This window comes from Arsenicitalea aurantiaca (genome assembly GCF_003994485.1).
Classification (GTDB): Bacteria; Pseudomonadota; Alphaproteobacteria; order Rhizobiales; family Devosiaceae; genus Arsenicitalea; species Arsenicitalea aurantiaca.
In genome coordinates this window covers 1-16,602 of record NZ_RZNJ01000002.1, presented here as the reverse complement: position 1 = coordinate 16,602, position 16,602 = coordinate 1, and the positions used below count along the sequence as shown (strand labels likewise).

Below are 16,602 nucleotides of genomic sequence, written 5' to 3'. Positions count from 1 at the left end.
CTCCACCCTCTGGCGGTATTCTGGCCTCGGGGCATGGTCGCTAGAATGGCAGCACGAGCGGCACCAGCGCCACACTCGCGGCCATGCAGATGACAGCGAAAGGTACGCCAATCCGCAGGAAATCTGCGAAGCGATAGTTGCCTGGCCCCACAACCAGCGTGTTCACCGGCGAGGAGACGGGGGTCATGAAGGCCGCCGATGCCGCGAGCGCTACGGTCATGGCGAAGGGATAGGGAGAGGCGTCAAGGGCGCTGGCGACGGCGAGCGCCACCGGGGCCATCAGGACAGCCGTTGCCGTGTTGGAGATGAAGAGCCCCAACAGCCCGGTGACCGCGAAAATCGCCGTCAGGACCAGCCGGGGCGAGGCTCCGTCGAGCGCGCCGAGCAGCGCCTGCGCTGCGATCTCGACCCCGCCGGTGCGTTGCAGCGCGAGCGAGAAGGGCAGCATCCCGACGATCAGGATCAGGCTCTGCCAGTGGATCGAGCGATAGGCGCCGGCCATGTCGATGCAGCGGAACAGGCCCAGCAGCAGGCAGCCGAGCAGCGCCGCCTGCACGTTCGGCACGATCCCCCAGACCATCAGCACCACCACCAGCGCCAGAACGCCCACGGCCAGCGGAGCTCGGTGGCGGGCGGGCACGGCCTCGTCGGATTCGGCGGGAAGGTCCAGCAGCACCAGATCGCGGCGTTCGTCCGCCAGCTTGCGGATCGCGCGCCAGGGGCCGACGGTCAGCAACGTGTCGCCGGGGCGCAGCGGCTCGTCGATCACGCTGTCGGCCACGGGTTTCGTGCCGTGCTTCATTCCGATCACCGAGAGGTCATAGGCACTGCGGAACCGGGCCTGCGTGACCGTCTTGCCGATCAGGCGCGACGTCGACGGCACGATGATCTGCGCCATTCCGATTTCCTGCGCCGTGTCGGTGAACCACTGGCCGGAGACCGGGAGTGCGATCAGATCGTGCGCCTGTGCGAAGGCGTCGAGATCGTAGACCGATGTACCGTTCGTGCGCCTGTCGATCAGAAGGATGTCGCCCGCCTCAAGCGCTGTCTCGGCGCGGGGCTGGATCAGCTTGCGGCGGAACCGGCTGCCGCGCTCGATGGCGACGATGTTGATGCCCGCGCTGGCGCGCAGGTCCAGGGTATCCAGCCGCTTGCCGGCAAGGTCGGACCCCGCGCGCAGTTGCAGACGGTGCTCTCGGTCGGCAAGGCCGTAATCCGCGACCCAGCCCGTCAGGGCGGCGCGCTCGGGCAATTCAGGCGCCGGACCCGGCGCAAGGAAGCGGCGCGCGACCAGCATGTACAGGATGGCCAGCACCAGGATCGGCACGCCGAAGGGGGTGAAGGCGAAGAAGCCGAAGCCATCGTGCCCCTGCCGCATCAGTTCGGAATGCACCACCAGATTGGGCGCGGTGGCGACCAGCGTCATCATCCCGCTGATGAGCGCGGCCATCGACAGCGGCATCATCAGCCGCCCCGCCGGAATGCGCGCGTTGCGGGCGATGCGCAGCACGATCGGGATGAAGATCGCCACCACCCCGGTCGAGGACATGAACGAGCCCACACCTGCCACGATCACCATCAGAAGGAAGATCAGTTTCGCCTCGCTGGCGCCGGCACGCGCCGTCAGCCAGTCGCCCAGGCGCTGCGCCACGCCGGTGCGTACCAGCGCCTCGCCGATCACGAAGAGGGCCGCGATCAGCACGATGTTCGGATCCGACAGGCCCACCAGCGCCTCGGACATGGTGATCACGCCCGTCATCGGCAGCGCGACCATCATGATCACCGCCACCACATCCATGCGCGGGCGGTTGAGCGCGAACATGACCACCGCCGCGCCCAGCAGGGCCAGCACCATCGCGAGCGGGGACATCGGCTACACTCCGCGCAGTGGCGCGGTCCGGTTCGGGATATGTGTGATGGCGCAGATCATGCCTGGGGCGGAACTGCGAGCACGTCGATCTCGACGCTGCCCATCAGCTCCTGCGCCACGCTGCCCAGGAACAGGCGCCTGATCCCCGAGAGTCCGCGCGTGCCGATCACCAGAAGATCGGGCTTTGCCTGTTCCACCAGACCGGAGATGGCATCGGCGCCGACGCCCTCGATGATGCGAGCGTTGTAGTTCAGCTCACCAAGGTCGAGGCCCTGAATGAACTGGCCAAGTTCTCGACGCGTGGACTGGAACTCGCGCTCGGCTTCCTGATGAACGCGCTCGGCGGGGATGCCGGCATGGATCATCATCTGCCGCGTGATCGGCGCGTAGCCGTGCACGAAGGTGACATCGGCAGTGTCCAGGAGGCCGAGCGCCTGCGCCTTGCGGGCCGCATGGCCGAGGTTTCGGACATGTCCGTTGCGATGAACACCCTGCGCCAGCGCTCGCCGGTCTTCGAATTGGCCATCAGGACCGGTCGCCCCGCCGTGCGGGTGACGCGCTCGATCGTCGTGCCGACAAACACGTCGCGCAGGAACTGCCTCCGATGCGCCCCCATCACGATCAGATCGGCCTCGCGGACGCGTGCCTCTTCCCCGATGACGTGGAAGGCGTGGCCCGTGGTCACCGCGACATCGCAGACCGCTGGCTTGCCGAAGCCCGTGACCTGATCCGTCAGGTAATCCTCGGCACTTCGGATCTCCTGGCGCATCCGGTCTTCGAGCAGGTCATCCTCGACCACATGCAGGACGCAAAGCGCCGCACCGGAACCCTCGGCAAGCTGCACCACGCGCTGGACGGCGGGTTTCGAGCGGGACGAGAGGTCTGAGGCGACGAGGATCGATTTCAGCATGTGCGTGCGGGCTTCTGGTCAATTATCGGGCTTCTTGGCAGTATTGCATTGAAACAAACTCGAGAAAACCCGAAAGCGCCCGGAACGCATGCACGCACTGCAACCTCTTGCCCTGGCCCTGCTCGCAACCCTGCGTGACATGGCGCCGATCCTTGTGACGATCGCGCTGTTTCAGGGGCTGGTGCTAGGGGTTTGGCCCGATGACCCGGCGGGCCTGCTGGCGGGGTTGGTTGCAATCCTGATCGGCCTCACGCTGCTGGTGCGCGGCCTGGAGTTGAGCCTGTTTCCCATCGGCGAGGCGCTGGCCGATGCCATGGCGCGGCGCGGCCATCCCGCATGGCTGATGGGATTTGCCTTCGCCCTCGGCTTCGGCAGCACCGTGGCCGAGCCTGCATTGGCAGCCGTTGCTGCGCAGGCGGCGAGTGCCATGATCGCCGATCCCGATATCCCGGCCACCGATACCCAGCTGGCGGCTCTTACCGTGCAGATACGCTACGGCGTGGCGTTCGGGCTGGGGCTTGCGCTGATGCTGGGGGTCTGGCGCATCCTCAAGGGCTGGCCGCTGATCTGGCTGGTGCTACCGGGCTACGGCGTGATCGCCCTGATTGCAGCGCTCACAGATGCCCCTTTCGTTGCCGTGGCGCTGGACCTGGGCACCGCCGCAACCTCGGCCATCAACATCCCGCTGATGCTGGCACTCGGGATCGGGCTGGCCTCGGTCCTGCGCAGCCGCAACGCGCTGGTCGATGGCTTCGGCATGGTGGTCATGGCTAGTCTGACACCGATGCTGCTGTTCCTCGCCGCCGCCTTCCTTTTGGTTCCGGGTGGCTGACATGCTGGACCTGATCCTGCGCGAAGCGGCCCGAACATTTCTTGACCTGGCGCCCATCGTGCTGATCCTCGGCCTTTTCTCGGCGCGCTTTCTGACCCGCGATCGGGCGCTGATGCGCCGGGTCCTGATCGGCGGGCTGCATCTGGCGGTGGGGTTGACGCTGTTCCGGATCGGGCTTGACGGGGCGCTCCTGCCGCTTGCGGGCGATCTGGCGCGCGGCCTCGCGGCGGCCCTGCTCGCCGATCCGCACTGGCCGCAGGTGCTGGCGGTCACTGGCTTTGCCGTCGCCATAGGTGCGACTGCTGCATTGATCGAACCGACTCTGGTTGCGACGGCGGACCGGGTGCGCGACCTGACCGGCGGCACAGTCCGGCCGATTGTGCTGCGTATCGCGGTGGCCCTTGGGTTCGGGCTGGGGCTGGGGCTGGCCGGGCTTCGGCTGGTCTGGGGGCTGCCGCTCGCGATGGTTCTGGTTCCCGTGGTCGCCCTGCTGGTGCTGCTCGCGGCCTTCGCGCCCCGGGCCCTAGTGCCCCTGGCGCTCGACAGCGGCGCGGTCGCGACCTCGGTCGTCACGGTGCCGATCATCGCGGCCTATGGCGTGGTGGTGGCCGATACCCTGCCCGGGCGCAGCGGGCTGGCCGACGGGTTCGGAATGATCGTGCTGGCCATGATCTGCTCGGGGATCTCCGTGCTGACCGCGGCGATCATGACCGAACGCATGCGACGCAGGGCACCTGGCGCCCGTGATGACGAAAGGGGGAAATCATGAAGTTCAAACTGATCGTTGCCTTCCTGCCCGACGATCACCTCGCCGAGGTGCTGAAGGCAGCGCGCGCCGCCGGAGCGACGGGCTCCACCGTCATCACCTCGGCGCGCGGCGAGGGGCTTGAGCCGGAGCGCAAGTTTCTCGGGCTCGAGGTCGCATCGCACCGCAACCTTGCCTTCTGGCTGGTGGACGAGAGCGTGGCTGCGGATGTGCTGGCGCGGATCTCCAGCGTCGGTCGATTCGAGGCGGAACGCGGCGCCGGGATCGCCTGTCAGATCGACGTCGAGGAGGCGGTTGGATTGATGCGCCAGATCAAGGCGTTGGAAGGCCGGGATCACGCAGGAAAGGATTGACCTGCAGGCCCAAACAACGCATTCGGGGCGGGGCTTCCCCACCTCGTTTCTCGGAAGGCCGCGCATGCGGTCAATGGTCCTGTCATGGATGTCATCTCGCTCGTCGGCATCGTTGCCGCGCTGTTCATCGTCATTTCCCTGAGCGAGCCCCTGGCCGACCGTACCCGGCTGCCTTACACGGTTAGAGACCCGAAGAGACGCCAGCCAATAAACTCTCATTACTCCTGATTGTTTGGAGCTGATTTCGAGCCATCCATGCGTTCAGGCTCGACCTTCCGCTCGGGATCAGCGTACTGATCGAGGAGAATGCGTTCAGCGGCACCGTCGAGGTCGTCATATTGACCGTCTCGCATCGTCCAGAGAAAGACCACAAGTCCAACGGCTCCCATCGCCAGAGAGAGCACGATCAGCATCCCCATACTAGACATGGGCCATCGCCTTTCCGGCCGTTGGCGCGGCTTCGTTTTGCGCTGTCCCGCCGTCGAGCCGCAAGGCGTTGGCCACGACGAGGATCGAAGACGCCGACATGGCGACCGCCGCGATCAGCGGGGTGATGAACCCGAACATGGCCAGAGGCACGGCAATAACGTTGTAGAGAATCGCCAAGACGATGTTCTGGCGCACGAGCACACCGGCGCGGCGGGCGATGTCGATGCCGCGTCCGACGGCTGAAAGATCCTCGCGGAGAAAGACGAAGTCCGCCGCGTTGCGGCCGACATCGGCTGCGTTCGCCGGAGCCATGGAGACGTCCGCGCCCGCGAGGGCAGGTGCGTCGTTGAGGCCGTCGCCGACCATGAGGACAGTATGGCCATCGTTGCGCAGCGCTTCCAGCCGGCGAACCTTGCCGGCAGGCTGCGCCGCATAAGCGATCCGGTCAATGCCGAGAACGCCGGCTACCGCAGATACGCGCGCCGGGGCATCGCCTGAAACGATCTCAAGGGAAAAACCATTCTCCTTGAGGGCATTCACCGTTTGCCGCGCTCCAGGACGGGCGATCTCGTCGAACGAGAAGGTAGCCATCAATCGCCCGTCATGTGACAGAACCACCTGGGCATCGCTTTCCGAAGGCTTGCTCAGGGCCCAGTCGGGTCGGCCAAGCCGCCACGATTCCCCGTCTATGCGTGCCGAGAGACCGAGGCCGGGATGTTCGGCGACTTCAAGGGCCCCGAAATCCTTGGTGGTCGCGCTTTTTGCCAGTGCGCGTGAGAGCGGATGGGACGAGTGGGCGGCGATCCGCGCAGCGAGATCGAGCATGCCTGGCGCGCGCTCCTGCGTCCCGGTCAGTCGAGGCTTCCCGTCCGTCAACGTTCCCGTCTTGTCGAACACGATGGTATCGACTTTCTCCAGACGTTCGAGCGCACTGCCTTCGCGCATCATGATGCCGGATTCAAAAAGCCGGCGTGCAGCCATAACCTGCACGATGGGCACTGCAAGCCCAAGCGCGCAGGGACAGGTAACGATGAGGACCGCGATGGCGATCGTGACGGCCTGATGGAGATCGGCGCCGATCCAGAGCCAGGCGAGGAAGGTGATGAGCGCAGCCAGATGCACGACGGGGGCATAGAGGTCCGAAACGCGGTCGGCGATGCGGCGATAGCTTGCCCGCCCGGTTTCCGCAGCTTCCATCATGCGGATCATCTCGGCCAAAAACGAACGATCGGCGTTCGCATGCGCGACAACTGTCAGCGGGCCTGTGAGATTCATCGTGCCCGCTTCGAGATGGGTTCCGGGCGCAGCCGGCTGCGGCAGGCTCTCGCCGTTGACCATGGACCGGTCGACGTCCGAGTGGCCGACTTCCACCGTGGCGTCGACGGGAATCCGCGCACCGGCCGGTATCATGAGCCGCATGCCCGGCTCGATTTCGGCGAGCGGTACGAAATCTTGCATACCCTTGGCATCGATACGAAGCGCGCCCAAGGGCATGAGCCTGGCGAGCCCCTGCACAGCGACACGGGCGCGGGCGCGCATCATATGATCGAGCGTGCGGCCGGCAAGCAGGAAGAAGACCAGGGTGATGACGGCGTCGAAATAGGCGTGCGGTCCGCTGGTCGCTGTGTCGTAGAGACTGAGGGCAAATGCCAGCGCGACGCCGACGACGATCGGAACGTCCATATTCATGCGGCCGTGACGGAGTGCCGACCAAGCAGAGCGATAAAAGATCTGGCCCGAATAAAGCAGCGCCGGGAACGCGATCAGCGCGGAAAGGGCATGGAAGACGTCGCGGGCCTGTCCCTCGGCGCCCGACCAGACGGACACCGACAGGATCATGACGTTCATCGAGGCAAAGCCCGCTACGGCCGTTGCCCGGATGAGGTGGGAAAGGGTGTCGTCCTTCCTGTCCTCGAAGGTGAAGGGCGTGGCTTCGTAGCCCATTGCGCCAAGCGTTTCGATGAGCCGGGGTGCCGTAGCCGCTTTCCATTGCACCGATACGCGCTTGGTCGAAAGGTTGACCCGCGCGCGAACGACCTCAGGCAAGGCGCTGAGGCCGCGCTCGATCCGTGCGATGCAGCCGGCGCAATGGATCGTGGGAACGGAGAGGTCTGTCTGCCGGAGACCTTCGCCGATGTCGCGGCTGACCAGACCCAATTCGGCGCCTGCAAAATCGATCTTATCTTCCCCTGTACGCGCGCCTTCGATCGTGCTGACGGCCACTCCATGAGCCATTTCAGACTCTCCGTTCGACACCCGAAAGATCGCCGGCCACCTTCCGCACCGCGCCATAGGCGTGCCATGTCGCGTGCCCGATCAACGGGAAGAGGATCACGAGGGCGAGGAGCCCGGTTGCCACCGATACGATGAAGGCGAGGAGCAGGATCGCGCCCCACGCGATCATGGCGGGGAGATTGCGCCAGGCCAATCTCGTGCTCGTTCCCATGGCTGTGAAAGCGTCGATATCCCTGTCGAGCAGCATGGGGATGGAAAACGCGCTCACGGCAAAAGCAAGCGCCGCGAACAACGCGCCAATGACGCTGCCAGTTGCGATCATCGCGAGGCCTACAGGTGTGAGGAGGAGAACCTGGACGACCTCCCAGAAGTCGTCAGGCATGGCACGCCAGCCGAAGAACAATGCGTAAGTGATGAATGCAGCGCGCATCCACAGGACCCCCAGCAACGCCAGGATCGCGCCGATGAAGAAAATCTGCTGGCCGGCACGAAAGCCCACCCAGACCATGTCACGCAGTCGGGGCTTTTCTCCCATTTCGAGCAAGCGGCTTTTTTCGTAAAGACCGACCGCGATGACGGGGCCGACGATCATGAAGGCGGCCAGCGCGGGGAACAGAACATTGCCCCAGCCGCCCAAAATGATCAGCACGAGCGCAACCGCCGATACGGCAAGGACTGCCGCTCCATAGGCCAGGCTGAGCCCGGGACGGTTCGCGAAATCACGCCAGCCAGCCGCGACCCATCCCAAGGGGGCATTGGCGGAAAGGGTTCCGATTGCCACGGATGCGGTGGCCTCGGCATGTTTCGCGGTGGGAGCGGAGCTCATGGCAGCGTCTTTCTCGGCGAGATCAGTTTCAGCATGAAGATCGAGCGGCGCGATAGGCCGAGCCGGCTTCGTCGGGGGCCTTGAGGTGCGAGACGCAGTCGGGGGTCGACGTGATCGCAACATAGAGAAGATGCACGTTAGCGCCGAGAAACAGAGCCAGTAAAATCATGATCCATAGCCAGCTTCGCCGGCTCAAACGGCCCTGATGCTTGATAACCTCACTCGACATCGAGCGCCTCCAGGCGTTCAGCAGGGGACAGTGACCCGACGTAGAGGGCGAGGATCCGGCGCTGCACGAGGCTGAGGCGATCCTCCCATTGAGGCATGTGGCCGGCGCGTCCATTGGAAATGGTTTGGAACAGATCCGTGCGATCGCTGCCATAAAGCCAATGCGCATCGAGGAGATCGGGTGCCCCGAGCTCGCGGTTGCCGCGCGCGTCCTCACCATGGCAAGCGGCGCAATTCATCGCATATAGTTCGTACCCGTCCTCCACGCCCTGTGCGTCGAGTTCACCCAGATCATCGATGCCTTCCGCATTGGAACGGATATAGGAAACAACCGCGGCAATCTCGGTGCGATCGAGCATGCCGTCACCAAAGGCCGGCATTTGTGCGAAGCGGCCTTCAGGGTGTGAGGAGTTGATGCCGACGCGCAGCGTCTCCTCTACCGTTTCGGGATCGCCGCCCCACAACCATCTGCCTGAGGTTAGGTCAGGATAGCCTACGCGACCCGATCCGTCCAATCCGTGGCAGGCCGCGCAATTGTCACCGAAGAGCGTATTCCCCGATTCCTTGACGATCTGCATTAATTCGGGACGAGCTTCGATCTCGTCATAGGGGAGGGTTGCGATCTCGCGTTCCCAATCCTCTCTTTGTATCGCTCCCCGGATCAATGCATTCTCGACCGAGGTCTGCTGGTCGATACCAAGCAGGCCGCGCGTATAGGTGACGCCGAGCGGCCATGCCGGCATCAATATCCAGTAGACGGTCGAAAAGAGCGCCGTCACGATCAGGAAGAAGATGACGACGCGCGGAACCGGCGTGTCCAGTTCCTTGATCCCGTTCCAGTCATGGCCTGTTGTCTGCTTGCCCGTGACGGGGTCGTCTTCCTTTACCGCCATGGCTTGTCGTCCTTGTCGAGAATGCTGTTCTTGGCGCGGTCGAAGCGTTTCCTGTTCCTGGGCCAGAATGTGTAGATGAGAACGCCGATCGCCATGGCGATCAGATAAAAGAGGCCCCAACTCTTGGCGAAGCCGACAAGGGTTTCGTGGTCGATCCCCATCACTCGACCTCCGCGCTTGCCTGCTCGTGAGCAGCGTCCGTGAGGCGGCCCAGAATCTGGAGATAGGCGACGAGCGCGTCCATTTCGGTCAACGTGTTGCGGTCGCCAGCGAACGCGCGCACGTTGGTGGCCGCGCCATAGCGTTCGACCATCGCATCGGCCATGGCGCTGTCGGGAAAGGCCTGGGCGAAGGCATCGCGCGGCGCATTGGCGACCATCTCGTCGGTATAGGGCACGCCAAGGGTCTGCATCGCGGCCAGATGATGGGAGAGATCGTCGGTCCTGAGCTGGTTGCGCGCCAGCCAGCCATAGCCCGGCATGTTGGATTCCGGCACCACGTCGCGCGGATTGATCAGGTGCGCGACATGCCATTCGTCGGAATATTTGCCGCCAACGCGCGCCAGATCGGGACCGGTGCGCTTTGACCCCCACAGCATCGGATAGTCGTATTGCGACTCGACCGCCAGCGAATAAGGACCGTAGCGCTCGACCTCGTCGCGCAGCGTGCGGATCATCTGGCTGTGGCAGGCGTAGCAGCCCTCACGGACATAGATGTTGCGGCCGGCAAGTTCGAGCGGCGTATAGACCCGCATGTCCTCTACCGTCTCCACGGTCTCGTCGATGGTGAAGAGCGGCGCGATCTCCACCAGACCGCCGATCGAGGCGACGCCGACGATGGCCAGAACGAAGCCGATCGAGGAGCGTTCGAGTTTCCTGTGAAATTCCGGCATCATCACTCTCCCGGCGCCAGCGGTCGGCCCACGGGAACATCGCCGGCCGCTGCGCGCGGCGCGGTAGTGCCGCGGATGGTCATGTAGATGTTGTAGGTTCCAACGACGGCCCCGATGAAGAAGAGCAGCCCGCCGAGTGTGCGCGCGATGTAGTAGGGATGCATCGCCACGAGTGATTCCAGGAAGGAATAGGTCAGCGTGCCGCTGTCGTTGTAGGTTCGCCACATCAGGCCCTGGATGATGCCCGAGTTCCACATCGCGAAGACATAGATCAGCGTGCCGATCAGCGCACACCAGAAATGCACCTCGACAAGCGTATTGGAATACATCCGCTCGCGGCCCCATAGCGAGGGCACGAACGTATAGATCGATCCGAAGGTGATCATCGCGACCCAGCCGAGCGCCCCGGCATGGACGTGGCCGATCGTCCAGTCGGTATAGTGCGACAGCGAGTTGACCGCGCGGATCGCGAGGAACGAGCCTTCGAAGGTCGTGATGCCGTAAAAGACCGCGGCGATCATCATGAAGCGCAGCGTGGCGTCGTCGCGCACCTTGTGCCAGGCTCCGTTCAGCGTCAGGAGCGCGTTGCCGGCCGACGCCCAAGAGGGTACCAGCAGCATCACCGAGAAGGTCATACCCAATGTCTGCACCCAGTGCGGCAGCGCTGTATAATGTAGGTGGTGCGAGCCTGCCCACATATACATGAAGGTGATGCCCCAAAACGAGATGATCGACAGGCGGTAGGAAAAGATCGGCCGCTCGGCGCGCTTGGGCAGGTAGTAATAGAGCATGCCAAGGAAGCCGGCCGTCAGGAAGAAGGCCACCGCGTTGTGGCCGTACCACCATTGCGTCATCGCATCCTGCACGCCGGAATAGATCGTGTAGGATTTGGCGCTGCCCCACGAGATCGGCACGGCGAGGCCATTGACGATGTGGAGGATCGCCACAACCACGATGAAGGCGAGAAAGTACCAGTTGGCGACGTATATGTGCGGCTCCTTGCGCCGCGCCAGCGTGCGCAGGTAGAGCACGAAATAGGTGACCCATACGATCACGAGCCACAGGTCGGCGTACCACTCGGGCTCGGCATATTCCTTCGACTGGGTAATGCCCAGGAAATAGCCGGTGACGGCGAGCAGGCAGAAGAGGTTGTAGCCTATGAGCACGAACCACGGCGTCACCTGCCCTGCGAGGCGCGCGCGCGACGTGCGCTGGAGGACGTGGAAGGAAGTGGCAATCAGCGCGTTGCCGCCGAAGCCGAAGATGACGCCCGTCGTATGCGCGGGCCTGAGGCGCCCGAAGCTCGCCCATGCCTGATCGGTGAAGGTGAGTTCCGGCCATGCCAGGAGCGCGGCGACCCACACGCCGACGAACATGCCGAAGACGGCCCAGATCATGGTCAGGATCACACCCACACGGATCGGGTCGTCGTAATACTCGTCTTCCCGGTCGAGCGTGGGCTCGGGAGCGTCGAGCGCCCGGATGACGGGGAGCGCGACCATCGCCGAGAAGAGGACGATCAGCAGGCCGTGATATCCGAGCAGGTCGTTGCGTCCCGCAAGCCCGAGTGCGGCCCCGGCGAGGCCGACGACCCCCAGGATGATCAGCGCGTTGTGGCGCTCGTTCCGTGTAAGTTGAGCGATCATTTTGCGCCTCCGGCAATACCCTCGGGCTGGGAATGGAGGGGTGAGAGAGCAAGCGACGCGGCAAGGCCGGACACCAGCAGACCAATTACCTTGACTGCCTCCATCACGACGTAAGCCGTATGGTGATGCGACGGCGGCTGGGGCGAACCGGCGATGACCGCTTCGATGCGAGCGTCAAGAATGGGCAGAAGCCAAATCGCCTGCCCCGCGACGACCGTGATCGTGACGATGGCCGCCACGCGGATGGCAAGAGTGGCGCGGGTCAGGAAAACAGCCGCGATAAGCACGACGGCCATGGCCCACTCGACCTTGGAGAACAATCCGAAGGTCACGCGGCCGACATCGAGAGCCACGGGTAGCGAAAGCGTCGGCGCGGCGAATTTGATCGGCGTGGCAAGAAAGGAAACGCCGATGAGCATCCCCAGCCAGAGTGTCGCGACGATGAGGGCGGGAAGGGCATGGGCCGCCTGTTGCTCTCGGCGCAGGGCAGCCGGCCTTCCGCTCTCCAGCGGGCGGTTTTCGCGGGAGCCGTCATACGATGGTGCGTGCGTTCTCGTCCCCGGTGTCATGCGGCGCCCTCCGGAAGATCGAGATGAAAACGCTCGCCCCTGCCGAGGATTGCCCCGCGGTTGGCGGCAATACCCATCTCGAGGCTTTCGGCGATGCGTTCGGCCCGTTCGATGACATGGGCAGCGCCCTGCCGACTGCATGTTTCGAAAGCGGTTTGCCTGAAAAGCTCCAGCCAGCGGTCGAAATGACGGGCATCGACCGGCAGCGGCAGATGTTTTTGCATCGGCTGTCCGTGATAGCGGCCGGTCAGCAACGCCACCGACGACCAGAACTCGATCATTTTCTCAAGGTGCGGCGTCCAGTCGTCGATGCGCTCTGCGAATACCGGACCAAGCAACGGATCCATCCGGACCTTGTCGTAAAAATTCCGGACAAGCGATTCGATGACATCCTCGTCGAGGCCCGTTTTCGCGCAGATTTCCTTGGAAAGGGCTTGGCGCCGATCAAAACTGGTCATGGCGGCTCTCAAAATTGGTATTTTAAATACCTATTTAGTCGAGTTGGCTCATATGCACAATTGCTGATAGGTCTCAGCGACAATGCGTCTCACATTCTTCACAGATTTCGGGCTACGCGCCCTCATGCGGATGGCTCGCGAGCCCGATCGCGTCTTCACGACCGAAGAGATCGCGAGCGAAATGATGATCTCCCGCAATCATTTGACCAAGGTCGTGCGCCAACTGGTCACAGCGGGGATTCTCACCAGTCAAAGAGGTGCCGGGGGCGGTATCCGTCTGGCTCGCCCGGCGGAAACGATCACCATCGGAGAGGTGGTCCGGCTTCTTGAAAACAGGCAGGCACTCGTCGAGTGCTTTCGGGAGGACGGTGGAGCGTGCGTCCTGACGCCGAACTGTCGACTCAAGGGAAAGCTGGCAGGCGCGCGCGAGATGTTTCTTCAGGAACTCGACCGCACCACGCTGGAGGAGTGCGCCCTGCCCTATCGGCTGGGAAAGACGTGTCCGTCGTCAGATGATTTGGCGCAATTTGGTGCGTTGAATAGAGGAGCGTTGGCCTCGTCTGTGGGTTAATGTTATGCGGCGAGATTGCGGTGTTGCAAGCGCCGATGCTCGATGGTCTGTCGTTTGATCCTTTCTCGTTGTTTGATGATGGTTTGTGCCCTTCCGAAGTAGGCATCGGCCGGGGTCACGTTGTCGAGGCTCTCGTGGTAACGCCGATCATTGTAATGTTCGATGAAAGCGGCGATCTGGGCCTCGAGATCGCCGGGCAGGAAGTAGTTTTCCAGTAGCACGCGGTTCTTGAGCGTCTGGTGCCAGCGCTCGATCTTGCCCTGGGTCTGGGGGTGACAGGGCGCGCCGCGCACGTGGCTCATCCGGTTGGCCTGGATGTAATCGGCCAGCTCCCCGGCGATGTAGCTGGGGCCATTATCGCTAAGCAGCCGAGGCTTGTGGTGAACATTGGCTTGGTCGCACCCTGAGGCTGCCAGAGCCATGTCCAGCGTGTCGGTAACGTCCTGGGCCCGCATCGTTGAGCACAGCTTCCAGGCGATGATGTAGCGGGAATAATCGTCGAGCACGGTGGAGAGATACATCCAGCCCCAGCCGATGATCTTGAAATAGGTAAAATCGGTCTGCCACATCTGGTTGGGCCGGGTGGTTTTGGTATGGAACGCATCGGCGGCCTTGATCACCACATAGGCCGGGCTGGTGATCAGGTCGTGGGCCTTCAAGAGCCGGTAAACACTGGCTTCAGATACGAAGTAGCCCTTCTCGTCAGTGAACCGAACCGCCAGTTCCCGAGGCGACAGTTCAGAGTGCTCAAGCGCCATCTCTATGATCTGATCATGGACACTGCGTCGAGCCGACGAATGACGGTCATCGGCAGGATGACGTCCCGGTATTTGCCGCTGATCCACCCCCATTGAACGGGTCCACCTTGAAGTATGGTTTTGACCATAAAGGAGGACCACGATGGCAAACAAGCGACACAAGCCCGACGAGATTGTCACGAAGCTTCGGCAGGTTGAAGTTCTGCGCGGCCAAGGCCTGGCGATGGCGGATGCGGTTCGCCAGATCGGCGTTTCCGAGCTGACGTATTACAGGTGGCGCAAGCAGTATGGCGGCATGAGCCGTGACCAGCTTCGGCAGTTGAAGGAGCTCCAGAAGGAGAACGAACGGCTTCGCAAGGCGGTGGCCGATCTGACCCTGGACAAGCTGATCCTGACGGAGGCTGCGCGGGGAAACTTCTGAGCCCCTCGCGCCGCCGTGCCTGCATCGACCATGTTCGCTCGGTTTTGCCGAAGCGCGTGTCGGAGCGCCGGATATGCCGCGTGCTGGGGCAGCATCGCTCCACGCAGCGCCGCATTCCTCGCGGCCGGGACGACGAGCAGCAACTTACCGAAGACATTGTCGCATTGGCCCGCCGGTAGGCCTGGCAATAGGCGGCAAGGGCGCTCCGGTCGAGTTCGCTCAGCACGCCCAGCCCGTGAAGCTGCCGGGCCAGCCGTTTCCATTCCGCTTTCGCCGTTGGGGAGAGGTGCGACGGACAGGTAGGGACCCCCGGCTGAGGCCTTGGCTCACGATGATTGAGCGGCCGGTGTCCGGGATTGCCCTCGATCACTTTGAGCGCCGTGGGCTTGGGCTTGCGACCGCGCATGGCTCAGAAGGCCTGCAGGCGCTCGAACAGGCGGCGCAGCAGGTAGGAGCGCGCCAGCGAGCCCAGCATGAAGAGCGCGGCAATCGCGCTGTCCTCGGCAAGGGTGGTGTCGATGCCGAAGAGCGGGTAGGCAAGCTGCTGGATCAGCAGCGCCAGGNCCGGTGTCCGGGATTGCCCTCGATCACTTTGAGCGCCGTGGGCTTGGGCTTGCGACCGCGCATGGCTCAGAAGGCCTGCAGGCGCTCGAACAGGCGGCGCAGCAGGTAGGAGCGCGCCAGCGAGCCCAGCATGAAGAGCGCGGCAATCGCGCTGTCCTCGGCAAGGGTGGTGTCGATGCCGAAGAGCGGGTAGGCAAGCTGCTGGATCAGCAGCGCCAGGACGTACCCGACCAGGAGGTTGGCGACCGCCTCCAGCATCGAGCGGGCGCGGCTCTGAGCGATGCGCTTCGTCATGATGCGGCCCCCTGCCCGTCCGCGGCGACAAGGCTCGCGAACGCCATCCCATCCTCCCGGGTGGCCGTGCCGCCGGTCTGGTCCTGCCAGCGCCGGATGATGACGTCGCAATAGGCCGGGTCCAGCTCCACCAATGCCGCCACCCGCCCCGTTGCCTCGGCAGCCATCAGGGTCGTGCCCGAGCCGCCAAAGGGATCGAGGATCCTGTCCCGGGTCTTGGAGGAGTTGCGGATCGCCCGCTCCACCAAGGCGATCGGCTTCATCGTCGGGTGCAGGTCGTTGCGCACCGGCTTTGCCAGCGGCCACACATCCCCCTGGNCCAGCTCCACCAATGCCGCCACCCGCCCCGTTGCCTCGGCAGCCATCAGGGTCGTGCCCGAGCCGCCAAAGGGATCGAGGATCCTGTCCCGGGTCTTGGAGGAGTTGCGGATCGCCCGCTCCACCAAGGCGATCGGCTTCATCGTCGGGTGCAGGTCGTTGCGCACCGGCTTTGCCAGCGGCCACACATCCCCCTGGTCCCTCGCCCCGCACCAGTAATGGTCGGTGCCCCTGGGCCAGCCATAGAGGATGGGCTCGTACTGGCGCTGATAGTCGGAGCGGCCAAGCGTGAAGCTGGTCTTGGACCAGATGACGAAGGTCGACCAGTGCCCCCCTGCCCCCTCGAAGGCNTCGGCTTCATCGTCGGGTGCAGGTCGTTGCGCACCGGCTTTGCCAGCGGCCACACATCCCCCTGGTCCCTCGCCCCGCACCAGTAATGGTCGGTGCCCCTGGGCCAGCCATAGAGGATGGGCTCGTACTGGCGCTGATAGTCGGAGCGGCCAAGCGTGAAGCTGGTCTTGGACCAGATGACGAAGGTCGACCAGTGCCCCCCTGCCCCCTCGAAGGCCTGCTTGAGCGTGCCGATCTCGGAGGAGCTCATGCAGATGTAGATGGCGCCCTTGGTCACCTCCAGCATGGCCCCGCAGGCGGCTCCGAGGAACCGGGCAAACGCCGATCCCAGGGCGTCATTGGCAATCGGCCGGTGGCCATCGGGGGTGTAATCCACGTTGTAGGGCGGGTCGGTGAAGACCATGTCCGCCAGCCCGCC

The 16,602-nt window shown here is 63.9% G+C and carries 20 protein-coding genes and 2 pseudogenes; 5 read left to right on the top strand and 17 right to left on the bottom strand.

The window, feature by feature from the left end:
• Positions 1-40: 40 nt before the first annotated feature.
• From EMQ25_RS04405 to EMQ25_RS04395, 3 genes are read right to left on the bottom strand one after another with little or no spacing between them, the layout of a single operon-like run.
• A complete protein-coding gene (locus EMQ25_RS04405) occupies positions 41-1,870 on the bottom strand; it encodes an SLC13 family permease (RefSeq protein WP_127187366.1) in 1,830 nt (609 codons plus the stop codon).
• Positions 1,871-1,926: 56 nt separating this feature from the next.
• Positions 1,927-2,268 (bottom strand): universal stress protein, encoded by a 342-nt coding sequence (locus EMQ25_RS04400; RefSeq protein ID WP_244606486.1) that lies wholly within the window; start codon positions 2,266-2,268, stop codon positions 1,927-1,929.
• The gene (locus EMQ25_RS04395) at positions 2,235-2,780 is read right to left on the bottom strand and encodes a universal stress protein (RefSeq protein ID WP_127187364.1); all 546 of its coding nucleotides are present in this window, start codon (positions 2,778-2,780) and stop codon (positions 2,235-2,237) included. The genes EMQ25_RS04400 and EMQ25_RS04395 overlap by 34 nt, the downstream gene beginning before the upstream one ends.
• An 88-nt stretch (positions 2,781-2,868) precedes the next feature.
• Here EMQ25_RS04395 and EMQ25_RS04390 point away from each other — a divergent pair, with 88 nt between their 5' ends.
• From EMQ25_RS04390 to EMQ25_RS04380, 3 genes are read left to right on the top strand one after another with little or no spacing between them, the layout of a single operon-like run.
• On the top strand, positions 2,869-3,612 hold the full coding sequence (locus EMQ25_RS04390; RefSeq protein WP_127187363.1) for a DUF1538 domain-containing protein: 744 nt from the start codon (positions 2,869-2,871) through the stop codon (positions 3,610-3,612).
• Position 3,613: 1 nt separating this feature from the next.
• Positions 3,614-4,381, top strand: a complete 768-nt coding sequence (locus EMQ25_RS04385) for a DUF1538 family protein (protein WP_127187362.1) — start codon at positions 3,614-3,616, stop codon at positions 4,379-4,381.
• On the top strand, positions 4,378-4,731 hold the full coding sequence (locus EMQ25_RS04380; RefSeq protein ID WP_127187361.1) for a P-II family nitrogen regulator: 354 nt from the start codon (positions 4,378-4,380) through the stop codon (positions 4,729-4,731). Before EMQ25_RS04385 ends, EMQ25_RS04380 begins: the two co-directional genes overlap by 4 nt.
• A 218-nt stretch (positions 4,732-4,949) precedes the next feature.
• Here EMQ25_RS04380 and ccoS read toward each other — a convergent pair whose 3' ends face one another.
• The 9 genes from ccoS to EMQ25_RS04330 form a co-directional block, all read right to left on the bottom strand.
• Positions 4,950-5,144, bottom strand: a complete 195-nt coding sequence (gene ccoS, locus EMQ25_RS04375) for a cbb3-type cytochrome oxidase assembly protein CcoS (protein ID WP_244606485.1) — start codon at positions 5,142-5,144, stop codon at positions 4,950-4,952.
• 7 nt (positions 5,145-5,151) lie between these two features.
• Positions 5,152-7,395, bottom strand: coding sequence for a heavy metal translocating P-type ATPase (locus EMQ25_RS04370; protein WP_127187359.1), 2,244 nt, complete (start codon positions 7,393-7,395; stop codon positions 5,152-5,154).
• A gap of 1 nt (position 7,396) precedes the next feature.
• The gene (locus tag EMQ25_RS04365) at positions 7,397-8,344 is read right to left on the bottom strand and encodes a DUF2189 domain-containing protein (protein ID WP_244606484.1); all 948 of its coding nucleotides are present in this window, start codon (positions 8,342-8,344) and stop codon (positions 7,397-7,399) included.
• A 95-nt stretch (positions 8,345-8,439) separates the two neighbouring features.
• Positions 8,440-9,342, bottom strand: coding sequence for a cytochrome-c oxidase, cbb3-type subunit III (ccoP, locus tag EMQ25_RS04355; RefSeq protein WP_127187356.1), 903 nt, complete (start codon positions 9,340-9,342; stop codon positions 8,440-8,442).
• Positions 9,333-9,503, bottom strand: coding sequence for a cbb3-type cytochrome c oxidase subunit 3 (locus tag EMQ25_RS04350; protein WP_127187355.1), 171 nt, complete (start codon positions 9,501-9,503; stop codon positions 9,333-9,335). Before EMQ25_RS04350 ends, ccoP begins: the two co-directional genes overlap by 10 nt.
• The gene (gene ccoO, locus EMQ25_RS04345) at positions 9,503-10,237 is read right to left on the bottom strand and encodes a cytochrome-c oxidase, cbb3-type subunit II (protein ID WP_425290225.1); all 735 of its coding nucleotides are present in this window, start codon (positions 10,235-10,237) and stop codon (positions 9,503-9,505) included. Before ccoO ends, EMQ25_RS04350 begins: the two co-directional genes overlap by 1 nt.
• A complete protein-coding gene (ccoN, locus tag EMQ25_RS04340) occupies positions 10,237-11,880 on the bottom strand; it encodes a cytochrome-c oxidase, cbb3-type subunit I (protein ID WP_192895629.1) in 1,644 nt (547 codons plus the stop codon). The genes ccoO and ccoN overlap by 1 nt, the downstream gene beginning before the upstream one ends.
• Entirely contained in the window at positions 11,877-12,449 is a 573-nt protein-coding gene (locus EMQ25_RS04335; protein WP_192895628.1) for a hypothetical protein, read from the bottom strand. The genes ccoN and EMQ25_RS04335 overlap by 4 nt, the downstream gene beginning before the upstream one ends.
• Positions 12,446-12,907, bottom strand: coding sequence for a group III truncated hemoglobin (locus EMQ25_RS04330; protein ID WP_192895627.1), 462 nt, complete (start codon positions 12,905-12,907; stop codon positions 12,446-12,448). The genes EMQ25_RS04335 and EMQ25_RS04330 overlap by 4 nt, the downstream gene beginning before the upstream one ends.
• Positions 12,908-12,989: 82 nt before the next feature.
• On the opposite strand from EMQ25_RS04330, the gene EMQ25_RS04325 reads away from it, so the two are divergent.
• A complete protein-coding gene (locus EMQ25_RS04325) occupies positions 12,990-13,478 on the top strand; it encodes an RrF2 family transcriptional regulator (RefSeq protein ID WP_127187352.1) in 489 nt (162 codons plus the stop codon).
• A 2-nt stretch (positions 13,479-13,480) separates the two neighbouring features.
• On the opposite strand, the gene EMQ25_RS04320 is transcribed toward EMQ25_RS04325, so the two are convergent.
• Complete coding sequence (locus EMQ25_RS04320) at positions 13,481-14,329, bottom strand: IS3 family transposase (RefSeq protein ID WP_244606483.1); 849 nt, start codon at positions 14,327-14,329, stop codon at positions 13,481-13,483.
• Positions 14,330-14,378: 49 nt separating this feature from the next.
• Here EMQ25_RS04320 and EMQ25_RS04315 point away from each other — a divergent pair.
• Positions 14,379-14,833: pseudogene (locus tag EMQ25_RS04315) on the top strand (transposase); the annotation flags it as partial.
• Positions 14,834-14,871: 38 nt separating this feature from the next.
• On the opposite strand, the pseudogene EMQ25_RS18530 reads toward EMQ25_RS04315, so the two are convergent.
• The 4 genes and pseudogenes from EMQ25_RS18530 to EMQ25_RS18325 form a co-directional block, all read right to left on the bottom strand.
• Positions 14,872-15,063 (bottom strand): annotated as a pseudogene (locus EMQ25_RS18530) (P27 family phage terminase small subunit); the annotation flags it as partial.
• Positions 15,064-15,066: 3 nt separating this feature from the next.
• Positions 15,067-15,207, bottom strand: a complete 141-nt coding sequence (locus EMQ25_RS18525; protein ID WP_425290231.1) for a DUF7220 family protein — start codon at positions 15,205-15,207, stop codon at positions 15,067-15,069.
• 80 nt (positions 15,208-15,287) lie between these two features.
• Complete coding sequence (locus tag EMQ25_RS04300) at positions 15,288-15,515, bottom strand: DUF7220 family protein (RefSeq protein ID WP_210210779.1); 228 nt, start codon at positions 15,513-15,515, stop codon at positions 15,288-15,290.
• Positions 15,512-16,021, bottom strand: coding sequence for a DNA-methyltransferase (locus EMQ25_RS18325; RefSeq protein WP_425290230.1), 510 nt, complete (start codon positions 16,019-16,021; stop codon positions 15,512-15,514). The genes EMQ25_RS04300 and EMQ25_RS18325 overlap by 4 nt, the downstream gene beginning before the upstream one ends.
• Positions 16,022-16,602 lie beyond the last annotated feature (581 nt).